This is a genomic window from Paenibacillus sp. J31R122 (assembly GCF_056269185.1).
Genome location: NZ_JBWDNM010000012.1, coordinates 52,517 through 77,612 on the forward strand (window position 1 = coordinate 52,517; position 25,096 = coordinate 77,612).

14 protein-coding genes are annotated in these 25,096 nt (G+C 43.0%); 12 read left to right on the forward strand and 2 right to left on the reverse strand.

Going from position 1 to position 25,096, the window contains the following annotated elements:
* Positions 1-51: 51 nt before the first annotated feature.
* From AC0YN7_RS19585 to galA, 11 genes are all read left to right on the forward strand, one after another.
* Positions 52-2,394 carry a helix-turn-helix domain-containing protein gene (locus AC0YN7_RS19585; protein ID WP_475811716.1) on the forward strand — a complete coding sequence of 781 codons (2,343 nt, stop codon included), beginning with the start codon at positions 52-54 and terminating at the stop codon, positions 2,392-2,394.
* A 212-nt stretch (positions 2,395-2,606) separates the two neighbouring features.
* Entirely contained in the window at positions 2,607-3,515 is a 909-nt protein-coding gene (locus AC0YN7_RS19590) for an ABC transporter permease (RefSeq protein ID WP_475811717.1), read from the forward strand.
* 14 nt (positions 3,516-3,529) lie between these two features.
* Positions 3,530-4,405 (forward strand): carbohydrate ABC transporter permease, encoded by an 876-nt coding sequence (locus AC0YN7_RS19595; RefSeq protein WP_475811718.1) that lies wholly within the window; start codon positions 3,530-3,532, stop codon positions 4,403-4,405.
* Positions 4,406-4,470: 65 nt separating this feature from the next.
* Complete coding sequence (locus AC0YN7_RS19600; RefSeq protein ID WP_475811719.1) at positions 4,471-6,012, forward strand: ABC transporter substrate-binding protein; 1,542 nt, start codon at positions 4,471-4,473, stop codon at positions 6,010-6,012.
* Positions 6,013-6,122: 110 nt separating this feature from the next.
* Entirely contained in the window at positions 6,123-10,154 is a 4,032-nt protein-coding gene (locus tag AC0YN7_RS19605; protein ID WP_475811720.1) for an immunoglobulin-like domain-containing protein, read from the forward strand.
* 89 nt (positions 10,155-10,243) lie between these two features.
* Positions 10,244-10,699: an S-layer homology domain-containing protein gene (locus tag AC0YN7_RS19610; RefSeq protein ID WP_475811721.1), complete on the forward strand. Its 456-nt coding sequence runs from the start codon at positions 10,244-10,246 to the stop codon at positions 10,697-10,699.
* A gap of 57 nt (positions 10,700-10,756) precedes the next feature.
* Positions 10,757-10,864, forward strand: a complete 108-nt coding sequence (locus AC0YN7_RS19615; protein WP_475811857.1) for a hypothetical protein — start codon at positions 10,757-10,759, stop codon at positions 10,862-10,864.
* 153 nt (positions 10,865-11,017) lie between these two features.
* Entirely contained in the window at positions 11,018-16,582 is a 5,565-nt protein-coding gene (locus tag AC0YN7_RS19620) for an Ig-like domain-containing protein (protein ID WP_475811722.1), read from the forward strand.
* Positions 16,583-16,690: 108 nt separating this feature from the next.
* Positions 16,691-17,884: an S-layer homology domain-containing protein gene (locus tag AC0YN7_RS19625; RefSeq protein ID WP_475811723.1), complete on the forward strand. Its 1,194-nt coding sequence runs from the start codon at positions 16,691-16,693 to the stop codon at positions 17,882-17,884.
* Positions 17,885-17,891: 7 nt separating this feature from the next.
* Positions 17,892-18,107: an S-layer homology domain-containing protein gene (locus AC0YN7_RS19630; protein ID WP_475811724.1), complete on the forward strand. Its 216-nt coding sequence runs from the start codon at positions 17,892-17,894 to the stop codon at positions 18,105-18,107.
* Between the two features lie 122 nt (positions 18,108-18,229).
* A complete protein-coding gene (gene galA / locus AC0YN7_RS19635) occupies positions 18,230-20,605 on the forward strand; it encodes a beta-galactosidase GalA (protein WP_475811725.1) in 2,376 nt (791 codons plus the stop codon).
* Positions 20,606-20,783: 178 nt separating this feature from the next.
* Here galA and AC0YN7_RS19640 read toward each other — a convergent pair whose 3' ends face one another.
* Positions 20,784-22,139 (reverse strand): dipeptidase, encoded by a 1,356-nt coding sequence (locus AC0YN7_RS19640; protein ID WP_475811726.1) that lies wholly within the window; start codon positions 22,137-22,139, stop codon positions 20,784-20,786.
* A 109-nt stretch (positions 22,140-22,248) separates the two neighbouring features.
* Entirely contained in the window at positions 22,249-24,237 is a 1,989-nt protein-coding gene (locus AC0YN7_RS19645) for a methyl-accepting chemotaxis protein (RefSeq protein WP_475811727.1), read from the reverse strand.
* 463 nt (positions 24,238-24,700) lie between these two features.
* Between AC0YN7_RS19645 and AC0YN7_RS19650 the strand changes: the two genes are divergently transcribed.
* A complete protein-coding gene (locus AC0YN7_RS19650; protein WP_475811728.1) occupies positions 24,701-25,048 on the forward strand; it encodes a hypothetical protein in 348 nt (115 codons plus the stop codon).
* Positions 25,049-25,096 lie beyond the last annotated feature (48 nt).

The window sequence follows — 25,096 nt, forward strand, 5'->3', positions numbered from 1 at the left end:
TACAAAAAAAACTTCTTAGAACTTCGGATGAGCAAGAAAGGTGGAGTACAATTGCTGAGCAAAGCTTCTTTCAAAAACAGAAAATTTTTTAAAGGAATGTATTTATGGATCGCTGCAGTGATCTGTCTTCTGGTGACCATTTTCTCCGCAACGATCTATTACAATGTGAAGAAGAATGTGGTGGAGAACAACTATTCATTAAATAAACAAACGTTGTATCAGATGAAATATAACATAACGTATATGAATGAAACCGTTAAACATCTCATTTCATCGATATACTTTAGCGCGGAAGCGGACTATTTGCTGCATGTAAGCGATGCGGACAACAAAATTTTCGAAATCAATCAAACCTTAAATAAAATGACGACATCAGTCATTAACAATAATCCGCTTGTGCAATCTATCTATGTCTATAACCCACAGGAAGATCGCTTCTTCTCTACGTACCAGGAAATGTTTTACAAAGATGAGGAATTGATTAACGCGCTTAAAACCTACAACACTATTCCAATGCTGGAACCGATTGCGAGGAGAGGGCAAGATTCCAAACGCAATGATGAGATATTTACTTATGTCATGTATAAGTCAACCAGTCCTAAAGGTGTTCTCGATGGGGCAATTTTTGTAAATGTAAATGCAGATTTGATTATCAATAACCTGAAGACCATTAACACAAATGATGCAAAAGGTGAGTTTTTCTTGCTTAGCGATAAACGTCAAATCATTAATCGGGACAGCATTGACCAAAGTATGCAAGAGCCAGTCCTACAACTGTTCAACAGTAAAATTAAGAAGTCGATCGAGCAAGGTGAGCAATACGGCTATTTAATCGATCAAATCGAGGGTCGCGAATACTTCATTACTTACATGTATATTGAAGGTGCGGACTGGGTCTTAGTTAAAACGCAACATCTCTCGGATGTATTAAAATATATGAACAAAATACAACTGAGTATTGTGCTGATGACGATTATTTTTCTGGCATTGAGCATTCTCGTTTCATTTACGTTATCCAAACGAATCTATAGACCGATTGGCAGTCTTGTTCAGAGAATGAGCTCCGAGAAGTTGATTGCAGACGGGAGTGAGGACTCCAATCAGGATGAGATTGGTTTCCTGCATAAGTCGTATAGTAAGTTCGTTGAGTTGGTGAATACGGCTCAAAGTAATGAGCAGGATAACCTGCTTACATTGAAAAACTATTATTTGAGGAATTTGCTTATTGATAGTGAGGCTGCTAGTGAAAGAGAGTTAAGTATCTTATATGATCACAGTCAGCTTTCGTTAGATTTGGACGGCAATTTCGTTGTTTGTGTAGTGAAAATCGACAATTATCAAACGTTTAAAGACAGTAATAGCAGTAGAGATATTGAATTGTACAAATATGCCATCGTCAATATTTCTGCCGAAACTGTAGCAAATCTGTTCATGAATGAATCATTGGATATGAAAAGAGATCATTTTGCGATTATTGCGTATTCCGAACTTAAGGACAAGGATACCCTATATCGGGATCTTCATTTATCCATTGCAGAATTACAAAATAATATTACCAGCTTTCTGGGTCTCTCCGTAACCGTGTCAATAGGGTCAGTTGTTGAAGAAATACACGAGCTCTCCCAGAGCTATCATATCGCGCTGAATAATTCGAATTATCGTTATGTTCTGGGCAAGAAAACGATTATTACTCCGGATTTGGTAGATTTGCAAAACAAAAGCCATGAACTGAACTATTCCGTTCATTTGGAGAAGAAGCTTATCGAAGAAATGAAATCACACCATCTTGATGCTGCCGAGAATACGATGTTTACCATTCTGCAGGAAATTTCCGGACAAGCGGGCAGTCACATAACATTTTCGGTCATGCTATTGATCAGAACCATTATGACGACCGTATACGAAATGAATGATTTCAAATACAATCAATCCATAATCGACTTCAACACGGTGTATAGCAAATTTATCGATTTGGAAACGATAGACGAAATCTATGACGAGATGAAGAGTCTGCTGCGACGGATGATTAGCGCGGAGAAATATCAAGTTCATGAAAAACATAACGTCATTGTGGAGACGATAAAGGATAGCATTCAGAAAAATTACTCGGATCTTGATCTATCGCTACAGAAGCTAGGTACACTGTTTAAGATGTCACCGACGTATCTTGGGCAAATTTTCAAAGGGCAGATGGGAATGTCAGTCGCGTCCTATATTAACGAAGTGCGAATTCTTCGTGCCCAAGAGTGGCTGGAAACTTCTAATTTAAGTGTTGTTCAAATTATGGATAAGGTCGGTATTGCAAACGAAACTAGCTTCTACCGATTGTTCAAGAAGAAATTCGGTTGCTCTCCTAAAGAATATGCTTTTATCAAATCCATTCAAGAAAAATAAGGGTGTAAAAAAGTGGATAACCGAGTGCGATGAGCGCAGGTTGTTCGCTTTTTTTGTGTTTTGGCAGTTTTTCGATAAATTGATAGTCCTATAATTCGCATAACAGCGGGGTAAACTGCACTTTTGTCAGTTTCTAAGCTATAGGTGATCCGATATATTTAGTTCAGTAGCCAGGTAGGTGATCACACAAAAATTATAGGCAGGTGAAGAGATTGAAGGCTTTGCGTACTTTCCGCAAAAATAAGGAATTGTTTCTTTTGACGATTCCAGGCGTGTTATTTATTTTTATTTTCAATTACATCCCACTCTATGGACTGGTACTGCCCTTTAAGGATTATCAATTCGATCTGGGTTTTTGGAAAAGCCCGTGGGTGGGATTTGAAAATTTCAAATTCCTTTTCACAAGTGATGATGCATTACGGATAACCAGAAATACGATTGTACTGAATGCGCTTTTCATCGTAGTATTACTTCTATTCTCCATTTTTTTTGCATTGATCCTGTACGAGATGTCACGTAAATTTGTGAAGCTGTACCAGACGGTCATGTTTTTTCCTTTCTTCCTATCCTGGGTTGTCGTCAGTTATGTGTTTCTAGCCTTACTGGATATGGATCATGGATTAGTAAACATGCTGCTTCAGAAGCTTCATATGGAACCGATTCTATGGTATAACGAAGCCTCCTATTGGCCGTCGCTTCTTGTTAGTGCAAATACGTGGAAAAACGTCGGTTACTATACGATCATTTACTATACTGGCTTATTGGGAATAGATAGTGAATTGTTCGATGCGGCTGATATTGATGGCGCCAATAAATGGCATAAGATCAAAAATATCTCCCTTCCGATGTTAAAGCCGTTAATCACGTTATTGCTGTTGCTCCAAATCGGGAAAATATTTTATGGAAATTTTGATCTTTTTTACAATTTGACGCGGGATTCATCGCTGTTGTACTCTACGACAGACGTTATTGATACCTATGTCTATCGATCACTTAAAGGCGTAGGAGATTTAGGGATGTCTTCCGCTGCAGGCGCTTACCAATCTGTTGTCGGTTTTATCCTTGTCATTGTTACTAATTGGATCATAAGAAGATATGACAGAGAAAATGCACTATTTTAAGGATGTGAGATAAAATGCGGCAGAAGCTATTCAACATAACCATTCATAGCGTGATGATCATCGTTTCGTTATTGTGCGTGGTTCCGATGTTGCTTGTATTGTCTGTTTCTGTAACTAGCGACGCGGATATCCTCAAAAATGGTTATTCATTTATACCAGAACACTTTGACCTGGCAGCGTATCGGTTTATATTCAATAATCCGACGCAGCTCTTCACCTCTTACTTAGTAACGATCATCGTTTCGATTGTAGGTACGGTCGTCGGATTATTGATTACATCTATGCTAGCGTATGCCATATCTAGAAAAGACTATGCTTATGCGACAAAAACGACTTTCTTTGTGTTTTTCTCGATGCTCATTAGCGGTGGATTAATCCCATGGTACATATTGGTAGTTAACCAACTGCATCTGAAGGATACGATATTCGCTTTAATCGTTCCCTATCTGGTAAGTGCGTGGTTTGTCATGCTGATGAAAGGATTTTTTGCAAATATTTCACCGGCGATTATTGAATCTGCGAAAATCGATGGGGCAAGCGAGCTTGTGGTTTATGCCAAAATCGTGCTTCCAATCGCCAAACCTGGTCTTGCTACTGTAGGTTTGTTCTACTTGCTCACCTATTGGAACGATTACTACCTAAGCTTAATGTTTATTCAGAACAATACCGAGATTATTTCCTTGCAATATATGCTGTTCAAAATCCAATCGAATATGGACTTCCTTAAGAGTGCTTTTGTTCCGCCTTGGATGGTTAACCAAGTATCGTTGCCTGATTTATCGGTGAGAATGGCGCTTGCCGTACTGGCTGCAGGCCCTATGATGTTTGTCTTTCCATTCTTTCAGAAGTATTTCGAAAAAGGGATTACAGTCGGCTCAGTAAAAGGGTAGTCATCGGATCTTGATTGTTACTGCGAATGCAGTTTCAATAGATATTAACTACAGGGGGTACACAAATGTTAAGAAAACAGTTATTAATCTGCATGACCATGATCCTTGCCGTATCTATGCTCATCAGCGCATGTGGATCAAAGACGACTACACCGAAAGAAACTGTAAGCCCATCATCAAATGCAACGGGAACGGACACGGGATCAAAGGAAACGCCGGAGCTGGAGCCGGTTGAATTAACATGGTACACAGTAGGTACGGTGCAACCAGATCACCAGGCTGTAATGGATGAAGTGAACAAAATTTTGAAAGCAAAGATCAACGCGACACTGAAGTTAAACGTCATCGATTGGGGTGCTTTCGATGAAAAAATGAAAGTAATCACTTCGACGAACGAAAATTACGATCTGGCGTTTACATCCTCATGGGCGAATAACTATGCGTCTAATGTTTTGGGTGGTGCCTATGTGCCGCTGGATGATTTGCTGCAGCAATACGGTAAAAATATTTTAGAGCAGGTTCCAGCAAAGTATTGGGACGCTACCAAAGTAGATGGTAAAATCTATGGCTCATTGAATTATCAAACGTATTTTATCGCTAGAGGTCTTGCTTTTAACAAAGAACTTGTTGATAAGTATGGTTTTGATGTGACTAGCGTAAAAAAACCAAGCGATCTGACTCCATTCTTTGAGAAAGTAAAAAGCGGCGAACCTGGTATGACAGGGTACCTGCCTGCAATGACAAGCTTCCCAGAATTATTCAATATGGAGTCTGGCTTTACAATCGATGCTATTCAAGGCAACAGTATGTTCCCGTTAGTCATCAACGTAGATGACAAGGATATGAAAGTATACAACGGTGTGGAAAGCCCGGAATTCATGGACTTGATGAAAGTGTATAGAGATTGGTATCAGAAGGGGTACATCAAGAAAGATGCAATATCACGCAAAGATTATAAGGCCGAGGCTAAATCCGGAAAATATGCGGTGTGGAGTCGTGGAGGGGGTCCAGGTGCCAGTGAGTCAGCTACTACTGAACAAGGCAATCCTACAGTCGTAATCGACGCCGCTCCAGCCTATGTCAATACTGGCGGAGTTATTGCAACGATGACGGCGATTTCCAGAACGAGCAAAAATCCGGAAAGAGCGATGATGCTGCTTGACTTGCTGTATTCGGATAAAGAACTGTTCCGTTTAATTTCTAATGGAATTGAAGGAAAGCACTATAAAAAAGTAGACAACGACACAATGGAGCTTATACCGAATAGCGGATATGTTCCGGGAACTAACTGGGAATACGGAAATATTTTTAATGATTATCAAAATAATCAATCACCAGTTTCAATGGATGAGATGAGAACACTAAACGAAACTTCCGCCACATCTCCATTGCTAGGCTTCCTGTACAATCCGGATTCCTTGAAGCAAGAATATGCTCAAGTGAATGCGATCATGGGGGAAATGGTTCCTGCCATGATGACTGGTACAGTAGACCCTGAGGTTATGGTCCCTAAATACGTGGAGCGTTTGAAGAAAGCGGGCTTAGACAAGCTGATTGAAGATGCTCAGAAGCAAATCGATGCATGGAAATCAGCAAATGGCAAATAATTGTTAACTCTTTAAAACTGGAACCGTCCCAATCCCAATCTCAATCCGGAGTAAGACGGTTCTTCTTATTGAGATAATTACTTACTAAAGTATATTTGGGAGGTAACAGCATGTTTAAAAAGTTAGCAATTGTTCTAGCATTTGTTCTGAGTATTAACGGTGTTGCGACTATGACGCCGTCAGTTAAAGCAGCCAGCAATACGTATTATGTATCCGTAACAGGAGACGATTCTAATTCTGGTACGATAGACAAGCCTTTTAAGACGATTCAAAAAGCTTCAAGTGTTCTAACGGCAGGGGATACCGTATACTTGCGCGGCGGTACTTATAATGAAACGATCGCACCGACAACTGACGGTACTTCTCTTGATCCCATAAAATATAAAGCGTTTCCAAACGAAACTGTAACTATTAGCGGAAGTGACCCTGTCACTAATTGGACACTAGATTCTGGAAACGTATACAAAGCAGAAATCGATCTGGATCTGAAAGACGGCAACCAGGTTTTTGCGAATAATGAAATGATGCGTTTGGCACAGTTTCCGAATTGGACCAATGATGAAAATTTATTCGACATGGGCTGGGCAAAGATGGATAGTGGAACAGCAACTTCTATTACCCATGCTGCCCTAAATAAGCCCGATAATTACTGGGCGGGAGCTACCGTTATCGTTAAAGGCTGGTGGTCTACGCAATCAGTGAAAATAACGAGTTCCAAAGGGTCGACTATTTATTTTGACAAGCTTCCATGGTCGGACCAATACACGAATCCTGCTGCTGGCGGAAAGTATATGATAGCCGGTGTAAAGGGAGAGCTTGACAGGCAGAAGGAATGGTATTATGACGACAGTACTTCTACCTTATACTTATGGGCACCGGATGGTGTCGATCCCGATAATCTAACTGTCGAGGCAAAAAAGAGAAAGTATGTCGTGGACTTGACAGGACGCTCTTATATTCATATTGAAGGCATTAACACGATCGGCGGTTCTATTACGACTAAAGACGGAAGCTACAATATGATTAAAGGAATCGACGCCCAATATTTATCACATACGATCGGGCTTCAGAAAGCGTATTCATATGATGATACCGGTATTGATTTGGATGGTAATTATAATACCATTCGAGATAGTGAAATCAAGTACAGCTCTGGAAACGGTGTCGTTCTTAGAGGAACAAATAATAACGTTATCAATAATCTAATTCATGAAACAGATTATATGGGCACTTATAATGCTACTGTTGCATTGGCAGGCGGTAAGCGTCATCTAGTATCCTACAACACGCTTTACAACACGGGAAGATCCGTAATTGGCGGAGAGAAATTTACTGAATCCATTATTGAATATAACGATATTTCCAACACAGGTAAGTTAAGCTACGACCTAGGCGGGATATACTTTGCGCGAGTTGATGGCGGAAATACCGAAATTAGATATAACTGGATTCATGATATGGATAGCCAGGATTGTAAGAGCTGTGAACTAGGCGTTTATGTTGATTCGAATACACATGGCTTCCTCATCCATCATAACACTGCATGGAATGCTAGAACGAGCTATTACATCGGTGGTCGTACAGATCATAACTTTATTTACAATAATCAGTCCAAACCAAGAATTATAGTGCTTTCCACTGACTACAAGTATAACAACGAGGTTTCTAACAATATCGTTGAGGAAGGCGTAGAATTCCACTGGGATGCTAAGCCTGGGATTCATGCTTATGTAGAAGGAAATGTGGCAGAAGGATACGATCAAAACCAATTTGGTCGAGCAGGCCATAATTTTGAAAATCCACCGTATCCTTTATTTGCGCCAACAAGACATGAGTTTAGCAATCTTGCTAGAAACTATGGATTTGAAGCAGATTTGGATGGTTGGGAATTAATAGGCAACAAGGATGTTAAATATCATTTTTCACCTATGCTCAATCTGGGCGATCAGTACGCAACGACTAGAACTGCAGATGGCTCCGTATTGTTCGGACCGGGTATGAATGGTATTGAACAATTGGTGACAGGTTTAAACCCGAATACAACATATGAGCTATCAGGCTGGACAAAGGTTTCAGCAGGTGAAGAAGCTGTGATGGGTATTCGAGTAGGTAACGAAGACTTGAAAGAGAACGTTACAGATACGAAAAATGGTTGGAAGCATGTTTTTATTCGATTCACAACAGATGAGAATCAAAAAAGCGCAACGATTTATTTGACGAAAACTTCTGCAGGCTCAGGTGTCGTTTACGGTGATGATATCGGTTTGCGCAAGCAGAGAATGTCGGAACTTCCAGAGCCTCCAGACCCTAATTTGATCCCTCAATCTGGAATGACAGCTACGGCGACGAGCGAGGAAGCAGTAGGGGAAGATAATAGAGCATACCGTGCAATTGATGGAGATCCAAACACATTCTGGCATACCAAGTGGACGCCAAAGCATGTTCCAGAATCGATTACATTGGACCTTGGTGCTACCTACAAAATTAACAAATTAAAATATTTGCCAAGGCAAGATTCGCCAAGCGGCAGAATTACGAAATATGTTATCTATGTAAGCTCTAATGGCACTGATTTTGTTGAGGCAGTCTCTGGTACTTGGGGTTCAGATGCTGCTGAAAAAACAGCAGAATTTAAGGCAGTAGAGGCAAAATACATTATGCTAAAAGGTGAAGAAGCATATAACAACTGGGTGACGGCCGCAGAAATTAATGTCTTTAAAGAGGACCCGAATGCACCAGATGTTAATGCAGATAAAGAAGAATTGGAAATTGGCTTTGCAGTCGAAGATAGTGAAGCTTCTGTAACACAGGATATCAATCTGTCATTAGCAGGCTCGCATGGTTCTGAAATTACGTGGACGTCTAGCAAGTCAAGTGTTATTACTGTTGATGGTAAGGTGACACGTCCTGCATATGGTCAAGCGGATGCGGTTGTAAAGCTGACTGCTGCGCTTACCAAAGGAAGAGTAACAGAAAAGAAAACGTTCGAGCTAGTTGTAAAGTCAGATCCAGCGGCTCAGGATAAAACGCTTGTGAGCATAACAACACCAGCACCAATTACAGGAGTGGCCAATGGAACAGCCAAGACGGCAGAAGCTCTTGGATTGCCTGCTACAGTAGAACTGGTTACCGATGCCGGCAATGTGAATGCTAGTGTGACATGGGATGTAGATGCTTCAAGCTATGATCCAGCCCAAAAGACAGCACAGACCTTCACTGTAGCTGGAACAGTAACGTTGCCTGCAGGGGTGGCAAATACAAACGACGTAGCCTTGACTACAAGCATCAGCGTGACTGTGCTGTCTGCGTCAACAAAGCCTCAGTCTATATTGACAGGTTTACAGAAAGTGAGCCCTGGCCAAGCCTTTAATCTTACGATGGGCTTGACCGGCGTTACGCAAAGCACATACCAGCAAGTGTATGCTAGAGATCTGACGCTTCACTATGATCCTGTAAATTTGCAACTCGACTCGGTTACATCATTGAAAGACGGATTTCAAGTTATCGATCAAGAGGAAACAGTGCCGGGACAAGTCCGGATTCTGGGTGCTAGCGTGGGCGCGAACCAAGGAATACTTGCCGAAGGCGATCTGCTATCATTCCAATTTACGGCCAAATCTGTGACTCAGGCAACCAATATGACGACAATTTCTGTCGACAATGTTGTGATTGCAAACAGTGAGGGGAATGAGTTGCAGATCAATGGAGCCTCCCACGAAATAGAAATTAGTAAATCCGTTGATAAGTCGCTCTTGAATGCTCTGATCGCAAGCGCTCAGGCCAAGTACGATGCAGCAGTGGAAGGCGATGGGCACGGCCTGTATGTGAATGGATCTAAAGCGCAATTGCAATTGGCTATTGATGCGGCCAATGCGACAGCAAACAATTCGAATGCTTCTCAGCAGCAGGTGGATAGTGCGAAAACCGCATTGGAAGCGGCAGTTCAAGCATTTGACACCAAGAAAATGAATGCGGATGTCAATAGGGATGGGAAAATTTCTATTGGAGACTTGGCTATTGTTGCAGCGGCTTACGACAAACAACAAGGTCAGGCGGGCTGGAATGAGAAATCTGATGTAAATAAAGACGGCAAGGTGGATATTCTAGACCTTGCAATTACAGCTAAATCAATCTTGCAATAAACAATGAAATGAGAGGGGAGATTTATTTTCTCCCCCTCCTCACCTACGACGAGTTCAGAAGGACGAATTGTCCAAATGATGGGAAGATAGTGGCAACTTTGAAGCGAAACGGAAACAGCGTGTACGCGATCGTTTCTTCCAAGAAAACTTTTGCCGATGTGAACAGACATTGGGCGAAACAAGAGATCGAACTTCTTGCTTCGAAGCTGATCGTACGCGGGGTAAGTGACACAAGCTTTGCGCCAGACAGCCGGATTACCCGGGCGGAATTTACTTCTATGCTCGTTCGGTCATTAGCCCTAACCCCAGCGCCAGCGAATGCTTCCTTCTCCGACGTGTCGAATTCGGATTGGTATGCGGGATCAATCGGCGCCGCAGTAGAAGCCAAGCTTATTGAAGGGTTTGAAGATGGATCCTTCCGGCCGACAGCCCGGATTACACGTGAGCAGATGGCGTTTATGATTTCCAGAGCCATTAAAGCTGCGGGCAAATCCATAGCTGAAAGCGATTCAGACGAGGGGGGATTGTCTAAATTTGCGGCCTAAGCATCTATCCACGCTTGGGCAAGGCCGGCAATCGCTCAATGTGTCAACGTCGGAATTATTTCCGGTAAATCTGGCCAAAAGCTGGACCCTTCTTCTGATGCAAGCCGAGCGGAAGTGGCCGTAATGCTGAAGAGATTCTTGCAGTATGTACAATTTATAAATTAAGGAACACCGGGACGATGTGAACAGTCTCGGCATTTGACCGGGGCTGTTCCATAACAAGGAAATTTACAACACACTTGTATGGGGCGTTGAGGGCAAACAAGAAGGCCCTGCGAGTTTTCGAAAAGATACTTTAGAATGTGAGGGGACGATGGAATGAGTAAATCTATTACTATAAAAATACTACATGTATTTTTATATGTTGCATTGATTTTCAGCCCTATTCTTGGCTCTATTCAAAATGTAAGTGCTAATGCGGCAGGAACCAATGTTTACGCACAGTTTTTTGTATCTCCTACAGGCAGCGACGATAATGATGGGACTTATGAGCATCCGTTTCTGACCATTGCAAAAGCCCAACAAGCTGTTCGTCAAATCAATCAAACGATGACTGGCGACATTAATGTATTTGTTGCACCGGGCAATTATTACATTCATGACCCGTTGAAATTCGACGAACGGGATTCAGGTTTTAATGGACACCAGGTTCATTATAAAAGCCTAGGAGCTCCCGGAAGCGCGCATTTAATTGGCGGCGAACCTATTACAGGTGGTTGGGAGCAGACGAGTGCTGCAGATGTAGTTGGTACAGATTATTTAAGTCAATTGCCACAATCTGCGGAGGGTAAAGTATATAAAGTTAAACTTGATCCTGAACAATATAACTTCAACCAACTTTATATTGGCTCTCAAAAAGATAATATTGGCTTCGAAAAAGCGATCATGGCCCGTACGCCTAATAAGGTAGAGGATCCTGAGTTCCCATCGTGGAATGGCCCTTATTTCTTGTCAACCAAAGGTTCAAACAAAGATATGGGTTACAAAGCGAGCGACCTGACTCCGGCACAAATAGATGCTCTAGTAAAAGCTCAAGTCGCAAATGTTGCAGAAATTGCTCAACTTTTTGTTTTTGACTGTGGAGGATATGCTTTTGAGTCTAACACTCTTCCTATTAACAGAATCGATACAACGAATAATATGATGTATTCACCGTTCGATCCTGCGCATCCTGAAATGTATATTACAAAATACAACATCAATGCCAATGCTCGTTATTTCTTGCAAGGAAATATTTCTTTCTTGGAATCGCCTGGCGAGTATCACTATGATAAACATTCGGGCTGGCTTTACTACTATCCGACAGCAGCTGACGGTGTTGCAAGCGTTGAGGATATGAACAACTTGAATGTCGTAGTTCCGACGACGAAGGAAATTATTCGTTTGCAAGGTTCTGATAAACCGAACATTGCGGATTGGGGAAAAGCACCGGATCTTGCAAAACAAGTTAGCCATATCACTTTCGACGGATTCACTCTCGAAGCTACAGAATCAGATAATTATATTGTAGATGGCTGGAGCTATGGTGAAACTTGGTATGCTGGCGGTACAGCAATTCCATACCCACCACCAGAGGCAGCGGGCAGTACACAGCCCTATTATTCTGACTATGCTGTTCGTCCTGCATATATGCATGGCGGGTTCACATTGATTAATACTAATAATATTACTATTCAAAACAGCCGAATTACTAATATGGGGCTATTTGGAATCGTTGTTTGGCGCGATAATTCGCACAATACGTTCCAAAACCTTGTTATCGATAACACTGGTATGGGCGGTATCAATACGGATGGCGGTTATCCAGGAGTTGGAAAATACAACAACAACCATACCTTCTATAATTTGTCCATTCACAATGTTGGACAAGTCAATGCTTTTGGTGCAGGATTGCAAGTAATGAATACAGGTTTTAGCACTTTTAAGAACCTCGAAATTTACTATGCTCCACGACGTGCAATTTCGTTTGTTGGTCAAGCACAAACTATGCCTGGAGCAAGTCCAAACTTTGACCCGGTGAGAGACGTGTATAACTACGGCAACCGTTTCGAATATATTTATGTGCATGATGCGGAGCAAGATACTGCTGAGGATAGTGCTATATTCATTGGAGCTCTCTTCAAAGGCAATGATGTACAGAGAAAATACGGTACAAAGGACCCGTCAAAGGCTATCAATCCAGCAACAGGTCAGCCATATGGTGAATCCAAGGCGGGTAATGTCTTTAATCAAATTGTAACTTCGGAGATTGGTAGTGCAGCCGACGTACGCGATCCTAATACGGTTCATGGTATGGACTTGGCTATGGGTGCTACAGGTACATATCTTTCTAATATTGAAGGTATTAACAATCAAAGTGCTAATTTACGTGTTGAACCGACGCAAAATGGTGATGTATTTTATGTTGATAACGTAAACAGCGATTATCCAACGTCAGCGTATAGTCCGCGTCTTTATTATTCGTTTGACAATTCAAAGATGGAATATGACCGTATCGGTATTAACCGTCAAGAGTTTCCATTTACTTCCGAATTGTATAATCCTAACTCGCCGAAATTACAATCGGATAGCTATTTTTCGGATGATTTTGAAGGCGGAGAGATTGACACAACAAAATGGTCAATTGAAAAAGGTAATCCTGTTATTTCCACCGCGTATACAGCTGAAGGTCCGTTCAACGGTCATTATTCTCTGTTCATTAACGGCGGTGCGAAAGGGAATTCAGACGGGGTTGCAGTCAGTAGAACATTCGACGACAACTTAAACAAAACCGTAACTGGTTGGTTCTTCGATAAACGTCGTGATTATGCCGGTAATGACTACAATGAAGGATTAAACGATTCGGATGTTAGAGGTCAATCCTACATGAGAGTTGATGACAATACTTCTGCCAACCATGTTGGGCTTGGAATTAACGGTCATGCTAGCAGAGACTATTTCACGTATCTTGATGGTACGACTGAAAAGTTAACGACTATACCGCGTAGTTTTGGGTGGCATCAGTTTAAGTTTGACTACTCTACTGAAGGCAAAGTTACACTTTATATTAATGACCAAGAGGTAACAACACTCGATAGAGCGTCATTCAAATATATTGGAATGGGAAATTACGATAACACTGGCGCTCCAGGCAAAAATACTGGTATGTCCTACTACGATCTAATCGATGTTTACGGTGGTGTAGACGCTGATCCAGTAGTGCCGCTTCAACCGAGTGTGGGTTCAGTACCACCTTATACGCCACCGGTAGAAGTAGTACCTGCTACATTAATCAACTGGGATTTTGAGAACGGTATGCCGACAACCGAGAAAGCAATTACCAATACCGGACAGTCTGCAGAATTTAATAAAAATGGTTTTACAACTTTCTGGGGAGCTAATCCGAATTTGAAAGTTATAGCGAACCCGAAGAAAGATACACCAAATGACAGCAATAATATTATGATCGTCAATAATGAACCATCCCTGTATTATGAAGATGCGCCTGCGCATAATTGGAGTAATTACACGCTTGATTTGAAATTTGCGCTTGCTAGCGATTATACAGACACTGCTCATCCATTACGTTTCTTTGTTAATACGCAGCCGATCGTCAAATCCGGTACTCACGCTGGGAAAATGACATACCAACCGGCTGGATACAATGTTGCTTTTAATAAAAGCAACAATAAAATGGAGCTATACCGTGCAGATCAAAATAGTGATGCTACCCATACGAACACCAAAATAGAGGGATCGACAAGTGCTGATCTGCCTGCTGACCTATTTAAAGCAGTCACTGGCACTGGCAAGTGGCATACATTATCCATCACTGTAGCTGGAGGTACTATATCCGCAACGCTTGACGGAACTATGACAATTGCGGGGCAAGACTCAACCTATACAAGCGGCTTTATTGCTTTTGCTCCTTGGGACTTCGGCCAAGCTAAGTTTAACTTGGGCGTAGACGATATTAGTGTAAAGACAATCGCAAACGCACCGAATATGGTGTATGATGCGAATCTCAAGCTGGGTAATGCAACATTGAATGGAGAATTCAACCCTAGTCATACATCATATCAGGCGTCAATTACAGATCCAACTGAGGACGTCACACTTATTATGCCAACTTCAGAACATGGCGCAACATTCTCCATTTTGCTGAACGGCACAGATATTACGGACCAATTCACGGATATGACGGCGCAACCTTTACCGTTAATATTCGGTCCAAATACGCTCACAATCGCTCAGACATCGAAAGTGGGCGCAACGACTAACTATACTGTTGGTATTTATAAGTCCTATACAAATGCAACAATAGAAACGGTTTCACCGGTATCAACAACGGTCGGCACATCACCAACACTTCCGGCAACGGTTTCCGTGACATTTGATGGCGTTACTACTCAGGAAATTCCTGTTAAGTGGGATATGATGAACAATGAAGTTCTGAATACTCCGGGAACATACACTGTTAATGGCTCGTTGGTGGGCATGTACGGCAAAGTGAGCAGCCTAGTCCATATTAACGGTGTAACATCAATAGACTCATTATCGCCTATATCAACATTGATTAATGAAGCGCCTGTATTACCAACATCAGTTTCGGCGCAAACGATAGTAGATGGTCAGCCCGAAAGTACGGCATTACCGATTACTTTTGTTGATCTTGATCCTTCTTTATATTCAAAAGCAGGAACATTTATAGCTGTAGCTCATGTTATTGGACGTAATGCTACAATATTGCAGCATGTTGTTGTCTTAGATCCAGCGGCTCAGGATAAGACGCTTGTAAGCATAACAACACCAGCAGCAATTACAGGAGTGGCCAATGGAACAGCTAAGACGGCAGAAGCTCTTGGTTTTCCTGCTACAGTAGAACTGGTTACCGATGCCGGCAATGTGAATGCTAGTGTGACATGGGATGTAGATGCTTCAAGCTATGATCCAGCCCAAAAGACAGCACAGACCTTCACTGTAGCTGGAACAGTAACGTTGCCTGCAGGGGTGGCAAATACAAATGACGTAGCCTTGACTACAAGCATCAGCGTGACTGTGCTGTCTGCGTCAACAAAGCCTCAGTCTACATTGACAGGTTTACAGAAAGTGAGCCCTGGCCAAGCCTTTAATCTTACGATGGGCTTGACCGGCGTTACGCAAAGCACATACCAGCAAGTGTATGCTCGAGATCTGACGATTCACTATGATCCTGTAAATTTGCAACTCGACTCGGTTACATCATTGAAAGACGGATTTCAAGTCATCGATCAAGAGGAAACAGTGCCGGGACAAGTCCGGATTCTGGGTGCTAGCGTGGGCGCGAACCAAGGAATACTTGCCGAAGGCGATCTGCTATCATTCCAATTTACGGCCAAATCTGTGACTCAGGCAACCAATATGACGACAATTTCTGTCGACAATGTTGTGATTGCAAACAGTGAGGGGAATGAGTTGCAGATCAATGGAGCCTCCCACGAAATAGAAATAAGTAAATCCGTTGATAAGTCGCTCTTGAATGCTCTAATCGCAAGCGCTCAGGCCAAGTACGATGCAGCAGTGGAAGGCAATGGGCACGGCCTGTATGTGAATGGATCCAAAGCGCAATTGCAGTCGGCTATTGATGCGGCCAGCGCGATTGCAAACGATTCGAATGCTTCTCAGCAGCAGGTGGATAGTGCGAAAACCGCATTGGAAGCGGCAGTTCGAGCATTTGACACCAAGAGGATAACCGCAGATGTCAATGGACAAGGCGGCGTCACGATTGGAGACTTGGCTCTTGTTGCAGCGGCTTACGGCAAACAACAAGGTCAAGAGGGCTGGAATGTGAATGCGGATGTCAATAAAGACGGCGAGATTAGTATTGAAGATCTTGCTATCGTAGCCAAAGCGATTTTGCAATAAAGCAATTTCAAACAATGGTAATGAATCGGGGGAGGGGGAGATCTATGCTCTCCCTTCATCGATTTGCTTCCCTCTCATCAATTAAGCTCAGAAAGGGTGAATTGTCCAATGATAAAAAAACTACTCGCATTTAGTCTGGCGTTGCTTTTGACAGTACTCGTACTTCCTCAAGTCGATACTCAGGCAAGCTCAGGCCCTAGCTTTTCACTGTCCATCTCGGATACGAGCATATCCGCAGGCGATGACTTCCAAGTGACGGTGAGCGGAAAGAAATTAAGTGACTTGTACGCATATGAAGTCAATTTAACCTATGATACCAGCCGTTTGGTATTTGTAAAAAGCGTTAACAAAGGTAGCGGCTTTGCCGTGAATCCTATTGTGAACGGAAATAAGATTCAAATCGCGCATACACAAATAGGCAATGCTGCAGGCCAGAACGGGGATGTAACATTGGCTACGCTGACATTTCATGCGGCTAGTCAGGGAAAGGCAGATATTGTACTGGACAGCGTGAAGATGGTGAATTCGCAGATCGTGTCTACTGAAGCTTCAAGCAAAAGCAAAGTATCGGCGAATATAAAGGCGTCGGGTCAAGTAATACCAAAGCCAACGCCAACACCAAAGCCTCCGAAACCCGTGGACGATGTATTCAAGAGTGACATTGTTAATGTAACAAAAATGGTTGATACGATCTCGTCCAAAGTAGCGGAAGCTAATAATTCTGATATAAAGGTTGAAATGGCTGACATTAAAGGACATTGGGGCGAAAAGACCATCAGTACGTTCATAAAATTGCACGTTATTGATGGATATGGGGATGGAACGTTCCATCCTAACGGCAACATTACACGCGCCGAATTTGCTGCGATCATTTCTCGCGTATTCGATATCAACGGAGGCGGCAATCAGCCGGTAGTTCTGAACGATATTAACAGCCACTGGGCTAAAGACGGCATTGAGAAACTCGCTAGCGCAGGAGTGATTACCGGATATGATGACGGGACGTTCAAGCCGGACAAAACGATAAATCGTGAACAAATGGTCATTATTTTATCCCGTATTGTGGACTTAAGTAAAGTGGACAAAGATGCTTCCAAAGGCAACTTTGCGGATATAGCAAGCGCAAGCACTTATGCAACAAATCAAATCAAGGATGCGGCAAAAGCGGGCATCATCAGCGGCAAGGGCAATGGCTTATTTAATCCGAAGGGCAACTCCACACGCGCAGAGGCGCTTACGATCGTTCTGAACGCATTGAACCTTAACCCTCAAGTAAAAACACTCTTGGACAGCTTGAAATAAGTCGAGTATGCTAAACGTATTGGGTCAGCTGCCAGCAGGTTCGGATGAAAAGGACTTATCAGCATTCACCGATGCAGATCAGATCGCACCATGGGCGAAAGAGGCAATGACGCTGTTTGTAAATGCGGGTATTACGCAGGGCAGCGGTACAGAACTCTCTCCGGCGGACAAAACGAACCGGGCGCAGATGGCTCAGACGATCTATCAGCTGTTGAAGAAATAAGAGTATAACGTATGCTTTTTAACCCATAGTTAGCAGGCAAGCATTGTTATTCATGCTTGCCTGCACTAAGGGTTAATTGATTGTAAACCAATGAATTGAAGAATGAGAAGCGAGGGACAACGATGAATACAATTCCAAGAACGGTACAAAACTTCGACTCCGATTGGATGTTCCATTTAGGTGATCTACCTATAATGCATGCTGTAAAAGCAGGAATGACAGGAGGGTTAACCGACTGTGAGCAGATTGAAGAAGGAGAATGGCTGAAGATCGCTTTTTTCGACGAAAGAGAACAGGCTGTCATGAAAGAGCGGGATTGGAAGGCTGTTGATCTTCCCCATGACTGGTGTGTGGAAGGGAACTATGTAAACGATGGGAATAAAGTTAAACATCATAAAAACCATGGTTATCTCCCAGTTGGCATTGGGTGCTATCGTAAAGTTTTCGAGATTCCTGCGGAGGATCTTGGAAAGAAATTATCAATCGAGTTCGATGGAGTTATGCGAAACTCTACCGTATGGGTTAACGGGCACTTGCTTGGAACTCATCCAAGCGGATATACGGGCTTTTGCTATGATATTACCGATATTGCGCGTTATGGTGCTGAGGGGAAAAATGTCATTTTCGTCAAGGTAGATGCCAGTGATTATGAAGGCTGGTGGTATGAAGGGTGCGGTATTTATCGTCATGTATGGCTAAATAAGACGGAAAGACTTCACGTAGGAAGACACGGAACGTATGTAACCACGCCAATGGTGGACAAAAATGAGGCTAAAGTTAATGTATCGACAAACGTACATAACGAACAGCCTCATGCAGTGAACTGTTTGATCAAAACGATAATTGAGAATGCTTCAGGGAAAGTGGTCGCTTCCAGCTCGGAAAGTATTACCATTCAAGCAGATAGTCAAGCAGATATTGAAACAGTAATGAAATTGACAGAGCCGAAGTTGTGGTCGCCTGAGCATCCTTATCTTTATGAAGTGATTACGGAAATTTATGATGCCGCCGATGAGCAAATTGCAAGGGATGTTTACAGAACTCCGTTAGGTGTACGAACAATAGAGTTTACCACGGATGGATTTTATCTAAATGGTGAACGGTATTTGATCAAAGGAACTTGCAATCATCAGGATTTCGCTGGTGTAGGAGTCGCACTGCCTGATCAAGTCACTGAACATAAAATCAAGCTTCTCAAAAGTATGGGATGCAATGCATACAGATGCGCTCATCATGCTCCTTCACCTGAGCTTTTAGATCTGTGCGATCGAATGGGTATGCTCGTTGTAGACGAAAACAGGAAGCTCGATGTATCCCCAGACGGGATCGCAGACCTGAAAGAGATACTTTATCGAGATCGGAATCACCCATCAATCATTTTGTGGAGCATGGAGAACGAGGAAATATTAGAAGGAACGATTATGGGAGCGAGAATGCTTGATACGCTGTCGCGAATTACGCATGCCATCGATCCTACTCGCCCTACGATTTCCTGTATGAATCACGGGTGGAATGACGGAGGATATAGTCTATCCGTAGATATAACCGGATATAACTATGGCCAACGAGAAGATCAATATATTGTTGATCATGAACAATTTCCAGATCGGATCATGCTTGGAAGTGAGAGTACGAGCTGTACGACTACACGCGGAATCTATGAGAATGATGATGTTAAAGGTTACTGTTCATCTTATGGAGATCAGATTCCGGAGTGGTCATGCTCGCACGAGAAATCGTGGCAGGATGTGGTGAATCATCCTCATTTGACGGGCATATTCGTCTGGACTGGTTTTGATTACAGAGGAGAGCCGACGCCTTATCAATGGCCCTGCATCGGATCTCACTTCGGGATCATGGATAGCTGCGGATTCCCGAAGGATGCTTATTATTACTATAAAGCAGCTTGGACGGAAGAGCCGATGGTACACATTCTGCCTCACTGGAACTGGCCAGACAAAATTGGTGAAGAGATCGATGTATGGGCGTATAGCAATTGCGAGACCATGGAGCTGGTAATTAACGGTCATAGTCTGGGCGAGAAAAGCGTTGATCGAAATTCTCGAAATGAGTGGAAGGTCGGCTACGTTCCCGGTCAACTGACGGCGATAGGGAAAATAGCCGGTAAGGAAATCGTGCGAAAGGTTTTAACCACCACAGGCGCTCCCGTTAGTATTCGTCTGGAGTCGGATAAAACTGAAATGAAAGCTAATTGTACCGATATAGCGATGATTAAAGTATCCATTGTGGATTCTTCTGGTGAAGTTGTTCCTACTGCCGATAATGAGATCATTTTTACAATCGAAGGTCCCGGTAAAATTCTCGGCGTTGGAAACGGTGATCCTAGCAGCCATGAACCTGATAAAGCCAATCGTAGACGTGCGTTCAACGGACATTGTTTAGCGATTGTTCAGGCTAATAAGGAACAAGGAGACATTGTGATAAGAGCAACTTCGGTTTCACTTCAAACAGCCGTGGCAGTGGTACGTTTGGGATGATATTGGATTCTGTGCAACGATGGGTTTGCGAAATAATGATTTAGAGCTAAAGCCGATACACCATTAAGGGAACCATCTTTTTAAAGTTCTACGGATATAGGCCAGTTTTAGAATGGAGAATCATGAAAAAAGGCAGCTGAGCATCTCAAAAAATGAGGGCTCAGCTGCCTTTATTAGCTTATAGCTGCTTCAAAAATTCAACAATCGTTAACAGTCCCTTGTCGAAGTTCTCAAGGTTGAAATGCTCATTAGGAGCATGTAGATTTTCGTCTGGGAGCCCGAAGCCCATCATGACGACTGGAGCGCCTAATACGCGGGAGAATGTTTCAACAATTGGAATCGAACCGCCATCCTTCGTAAATAGAGCGCGAGTACCGTACACTTTTTCATAAGCATCAGCTGCCTTTTGAAGCATAGGATTTGATGGATCCATGTCGAACGCGCGAGCTTTTTCACCGCGGTTTATAATTAGCTTTGCACCAGATTGTACATGTGACTCCAGATGAGTGACAATGCGATCTAATACTTGGGATGGATCCTGATCGCCAACAAGACGGCAAGTGATTTTGGCATGAGCTTCCTTTGGAATGACCGTTTTCGTACCCTCTCCTTGAAACCCGCCATACACGCCGTTCAACTCAAGAGTGGGTCTTGCGCCAGTTCGTTCTACAAATGAATATCCTTCTTCTCCGTATAAAGCTTCTAGATCAAGGTTAGCTCTTAATTCTTCTTCATTATGGTTTTGCTTGATGAATTCTTCACGCATAGCTGCGGAAAGCTCAGGTACTCCTTCATAGAAGCCATCCACCGCAACACGTCCTTTGTCATCATGCAGTGAATCCAATAGGGAAATCAGCGCGTGAAGCGCGTTTGGAACGCCGCCGCCGTATGTACCCGAATGCAGATCAGTATTGGCTGTAACTATCGTTACTTCAAGGGAACAGAGTCCGCGCAGTCCAGTGGAAATAGCAGGCTTCCCTTTGGCGAGAAGCGATGTATCTGATATGACAACAACGTCTGTCCTAAGCTTGTCCACATTGGCTTCCATAAAGGCAGGCAGATTAGGGCTTGAAATTTCTTCCTCCCCTTCAATACAAAATTTCACGTTTACTGGAAGGGCATTTTCTTGGCTTAGAAGCGCCTCAACCGCCTTCACATGCAGGAATAGCTGCCCTTTATCATCAGTTGCACCTCGAGCATATAACTTGCCATCACGAATGGTTGGCTCGAAGGGAGGAGTCTCCCACAGATTAAGCGGATCAACGGGCTGCACATCATAATGACCGTAGATAAGTACCGTCGGTTTGCCTGGAGCATGAATATGTTCCGCATATACGATCGGATGTTTTGCGGTAGGATGGATCTCGACATTCTCAAGCCCGGCCTTCTCTAATTTAGAAGCAACCCATTGCGCAGCCTCATTCATATCTTTTTTATGATCGGACAAAGCTGATATGCTCGGTATCGTTAAAAATTGTTTCAGCTCATCCAAATGTTGTTCTCTCATATTCTGAAAATAGGATTCGTAGCTCATTGGATATATGCCCCCTAAATACGTTATAGCTTAAGTATACGTCTTAGGACAGATAAGTAAAACAGCTGCAAAATTAAAATGCCTGCTGCAAGCCTGTAACGCTGACTGGTTAACACTTGAATCGTGATATCATAACTTGCAGCTCTTGCGCCAAATCAGTCAGATTTTTGGATGACTGTGCCACATCCTGAATGGAAGCCATTTGTTCCTCAGTTGCAGAAGAGACTTCATTGGTAGCTGTCACTGTAAGCTGAGACAATGTAGACATTTTCTCCATTTGTGCGGTTACTTCATCTGAGGAGGCTGATAGTTGTTCAGATGCAGCGGAAACCTCTGAAATTTGTTCGGTCACTTTTTCCATGCCAGACATGATTTCATGGAAGGCCTTCTCTGCCTGCATAATAATTTGAACGCCTGATTCAACCTCAACCTGGCCCTTGTTCATGGCTGTCAGCACCTTTTTGGTTTCAGCATTAATCATATGCACCCGATCAACTACTTCTGTCGCGGAACGCTGTGATTCATCAGCGAGCTTATGCACATTTTCTGCGATAACGGCAAACCCTCGGCCGTGCTCGCCTGCACGTGATGCCTCAATAGAAGCGTTAAGCGCGAGGAGGTTGGTTTGGCTGGCGATCTGAACAATAATAGTAACAAAGTCTTCAATTGTTTTGGTTTGACGAATTAATTCATTTACATATAAGGCTGATTGGGTAACTGAGCTGTTAATCTGGTTCATTTGTCCAATAGCATTCTGAATGGTTTCGTTCCCTTGCTTAGCATGCTCGCTTGATTCCAGCGCTGTATCAAGCACAGTTGTAGAGGATTCAGCAATACGATGAAGCCCGATATTGGTTTCTTCCATCGCTTGTTTCGTTTCCGTGCTTGCGGCAGCAGATGCATGAGATCGGTCTGCAACCTGACCCATCGTACCGGCAATCTGGCTGGTTGCGTCTGATACCTGTTCGCTGCTTACTTGCAGCTCTTCCGAAGAGGCAACTACAAGTTCGGCGGTCCTGCCAATGTTGATGATCATTTCCCGCAGGCTGGAGCGCATGGATTCAAAGGACTGCGCTAGAGAGCCGATTTCGTCCTTGCGTTTAACCAGACGAGCATCGATTTGCAGTGAGAAATCTCCTTGGGCAAGCTGATTTCCGTATTTTTGCACAGCAACAATCGGCTTTGTAAGATGACGGCTCATAATAAAGGCATAGATGAAGCCAAGAACTAGAGCTGCCCCGCTGCAAATAATAAGCAGTAATTGAAGGTCCTCCAGATTGTTTGTTACTTCCCGTTCTTCTGCACCCGTCACGATCAACCAGTCAGTTCCAGCAATAGAGGAGTAGCCCATCAGCATTTTACCAGCGGGCACGGTGAAACCGTCCACCCCTTCTCTGGTTTCCAACATATGATTAGTTGCATCTGCCAACAGTGCTACAGACTTGTCCTCTTTTGCCTGCGTTATATAATTGGTTTCTTGTATGACCACATTTTGATCCGGATGGCCTAAAATCGTTCCTTCAGCATTCATAATATAAGTGAAACCGGTTTGGCCGAACTTAATATCAGCAACAATTTGGCTTAAATACAAGCCGTCGATTCTGGCAAGCAGCACGCCAAGCTGTGTTTGCTCCTGTAGAATCGGTACAGCAAGCATCAACGCAGGCTTATTTGTCTTGCGACTAATAATAATATCAGACATAGCGGCTTTGCCTTGGAAGGCTTTTTGTATATACGGTCGATCACTCAAATCAAGTATAGTTTCATCGGTATAGTGTGCTTGTCCTTTTAGATCAACTACAGCGATGCCTTGGTAATCAAGGCGAACAGCTTCTTTTTCCAGTAACGTTTTTTGTTGCTGCCAGTTCATGCTGACAATAGCGCTATGTCCAGAGAGAGTTTCCAACTCTTTCATTTTAGAGGCCATTCGTTCCTCTAGAACCTTCGCGTTATCTCGAGCTTTGCTTAATAGTGCTGACTCATATTCGGAGGTTAGAGCTTGCGAAGAAATGTAATAGCTTATAGCTCCGAGAAAAACGGAAATAGCTACTACTAAAATCGAGATGTTTAACAGCGTTTTTTTTAAGATGCCTGTCATGTTGATTGTACCCCTCTCATCATCATAATGTACGAAAACCTATGAATATATATCGTTTCTTAAAATACAATGAGGTATATTATACCATATAATAAAAGTGTAAAACCTTTACATATGTCGAATATTGTAACAATTTGTTGATTTTGAATGGTTAAATGATAAGCAATAGTGGTGATTTGGATTAGGAGCTATAACCCAAAATCAGAGCTTGATTACTTGAAGCCCTATGCAAACGGTGCAGGGCATCCTTTGTCATCATTCTAATTTTACGCATGTAATAGGATAGAGGGGCGATTAGAATGGATATTGTACAGTCAAACCGCTTATATTCCATGCTTCAATGTGTTTGAATGGAAAAGATACAATCAAATAGGCCGTTAGAAGCTCTTTATCTGTGAAACTGGCGATTTGCCTGTATGAAATACAGTCTGGGATAAATACAACGTTATTGAAGCGGCTTTGATTGTATGAAATACATTCAAATACTACAACAAAAGTGAAGAGAGTACAGTACAATACATCACAGCACATCGCAATACAGCGGAGCACAGCACATCGCAGCACATCACAGCACAGCACATCGCAGTACAGCGGAACACAGCACAGCCACATCACAGCACAGCCACATCACAGCACAGCCACATCACAGCACAGCACATCGCAGCACATCACAGCACATCGCAGTACATCGCAGTACAGCGGAGCACAGCACAGCACAGCCACGGCACAGCACATCGCAGCACAGCACATCGCAGCACAGCACAGCCACAGCACATCACATCACAGCTCTGTACAGCAAAGCACAACATAGTGGAGTAAGGTAGAGTAGGCTAATCTCAATTTCTATCGAACACTGATT

Coding starts and splice junctions, on each gene's coding strand:
- AC0YN7_RS19640 (WP_475811726.1), bottom strand. CDS start 22,139: ATGAGCTACGAATCCTATTTTCAGAATATGAGAGAACAACATTTGGAT.
- AC0YN7_RS19630 (WP_475811724.1), top strand. CDS start 17,892: ATGCTAAACGTATTGGGTCAGCTGCCAGCAGGTTCGGATGAAAAGGAC.
- AC0YN7_RS19600 (WP_475811719.1), top strand. CDS start 4,471: ATGTTAAGAAAACAGTTATTAATCTGCATGACCATGATCCTTGCCGTA.
- galA (WP_475811725.1), top strand. CDS start 18,230: ATGAATACAATTCCAAGAACGGTACAAAACTTCGACTCCGATTGGATG.
- AC0YN7_RS19625 (WP_475811723.1), top strand. CDS start 16,691: ATGATAAAAAAACTACTCGCATTTAGTCTGGCGTTGCTTTTGACAGTA.
- AC0YN7_RS19620 (WP_475811722.1), top strand. CDS start 11,018: ATGAGTAAATCTATTACTATAAAAATACTACATGTATTTTTATATGTT.
- AC0YN7_RS19645 (WP_475811727.1), bottom strand. CDS start 24,237: ATGACAGGCATCTTAAAAAAAACGCTGTTAAACATCTCGATTTTAGTA.
- AC0YN7_RS19605 (WP_475811720.1), top strand. CDS start 6,123: ATGTTTAAAAAGTTAGCAATTGTTCTAGCATTTGTTCTGAGTATTAAC.
- AC0YN7_RS19595 (WP_475811718.1), top strand. CDS start 3,530: ATGCGGCAGAAGCTATTCAACATAACCATTCATAGCGTGATGATCATC.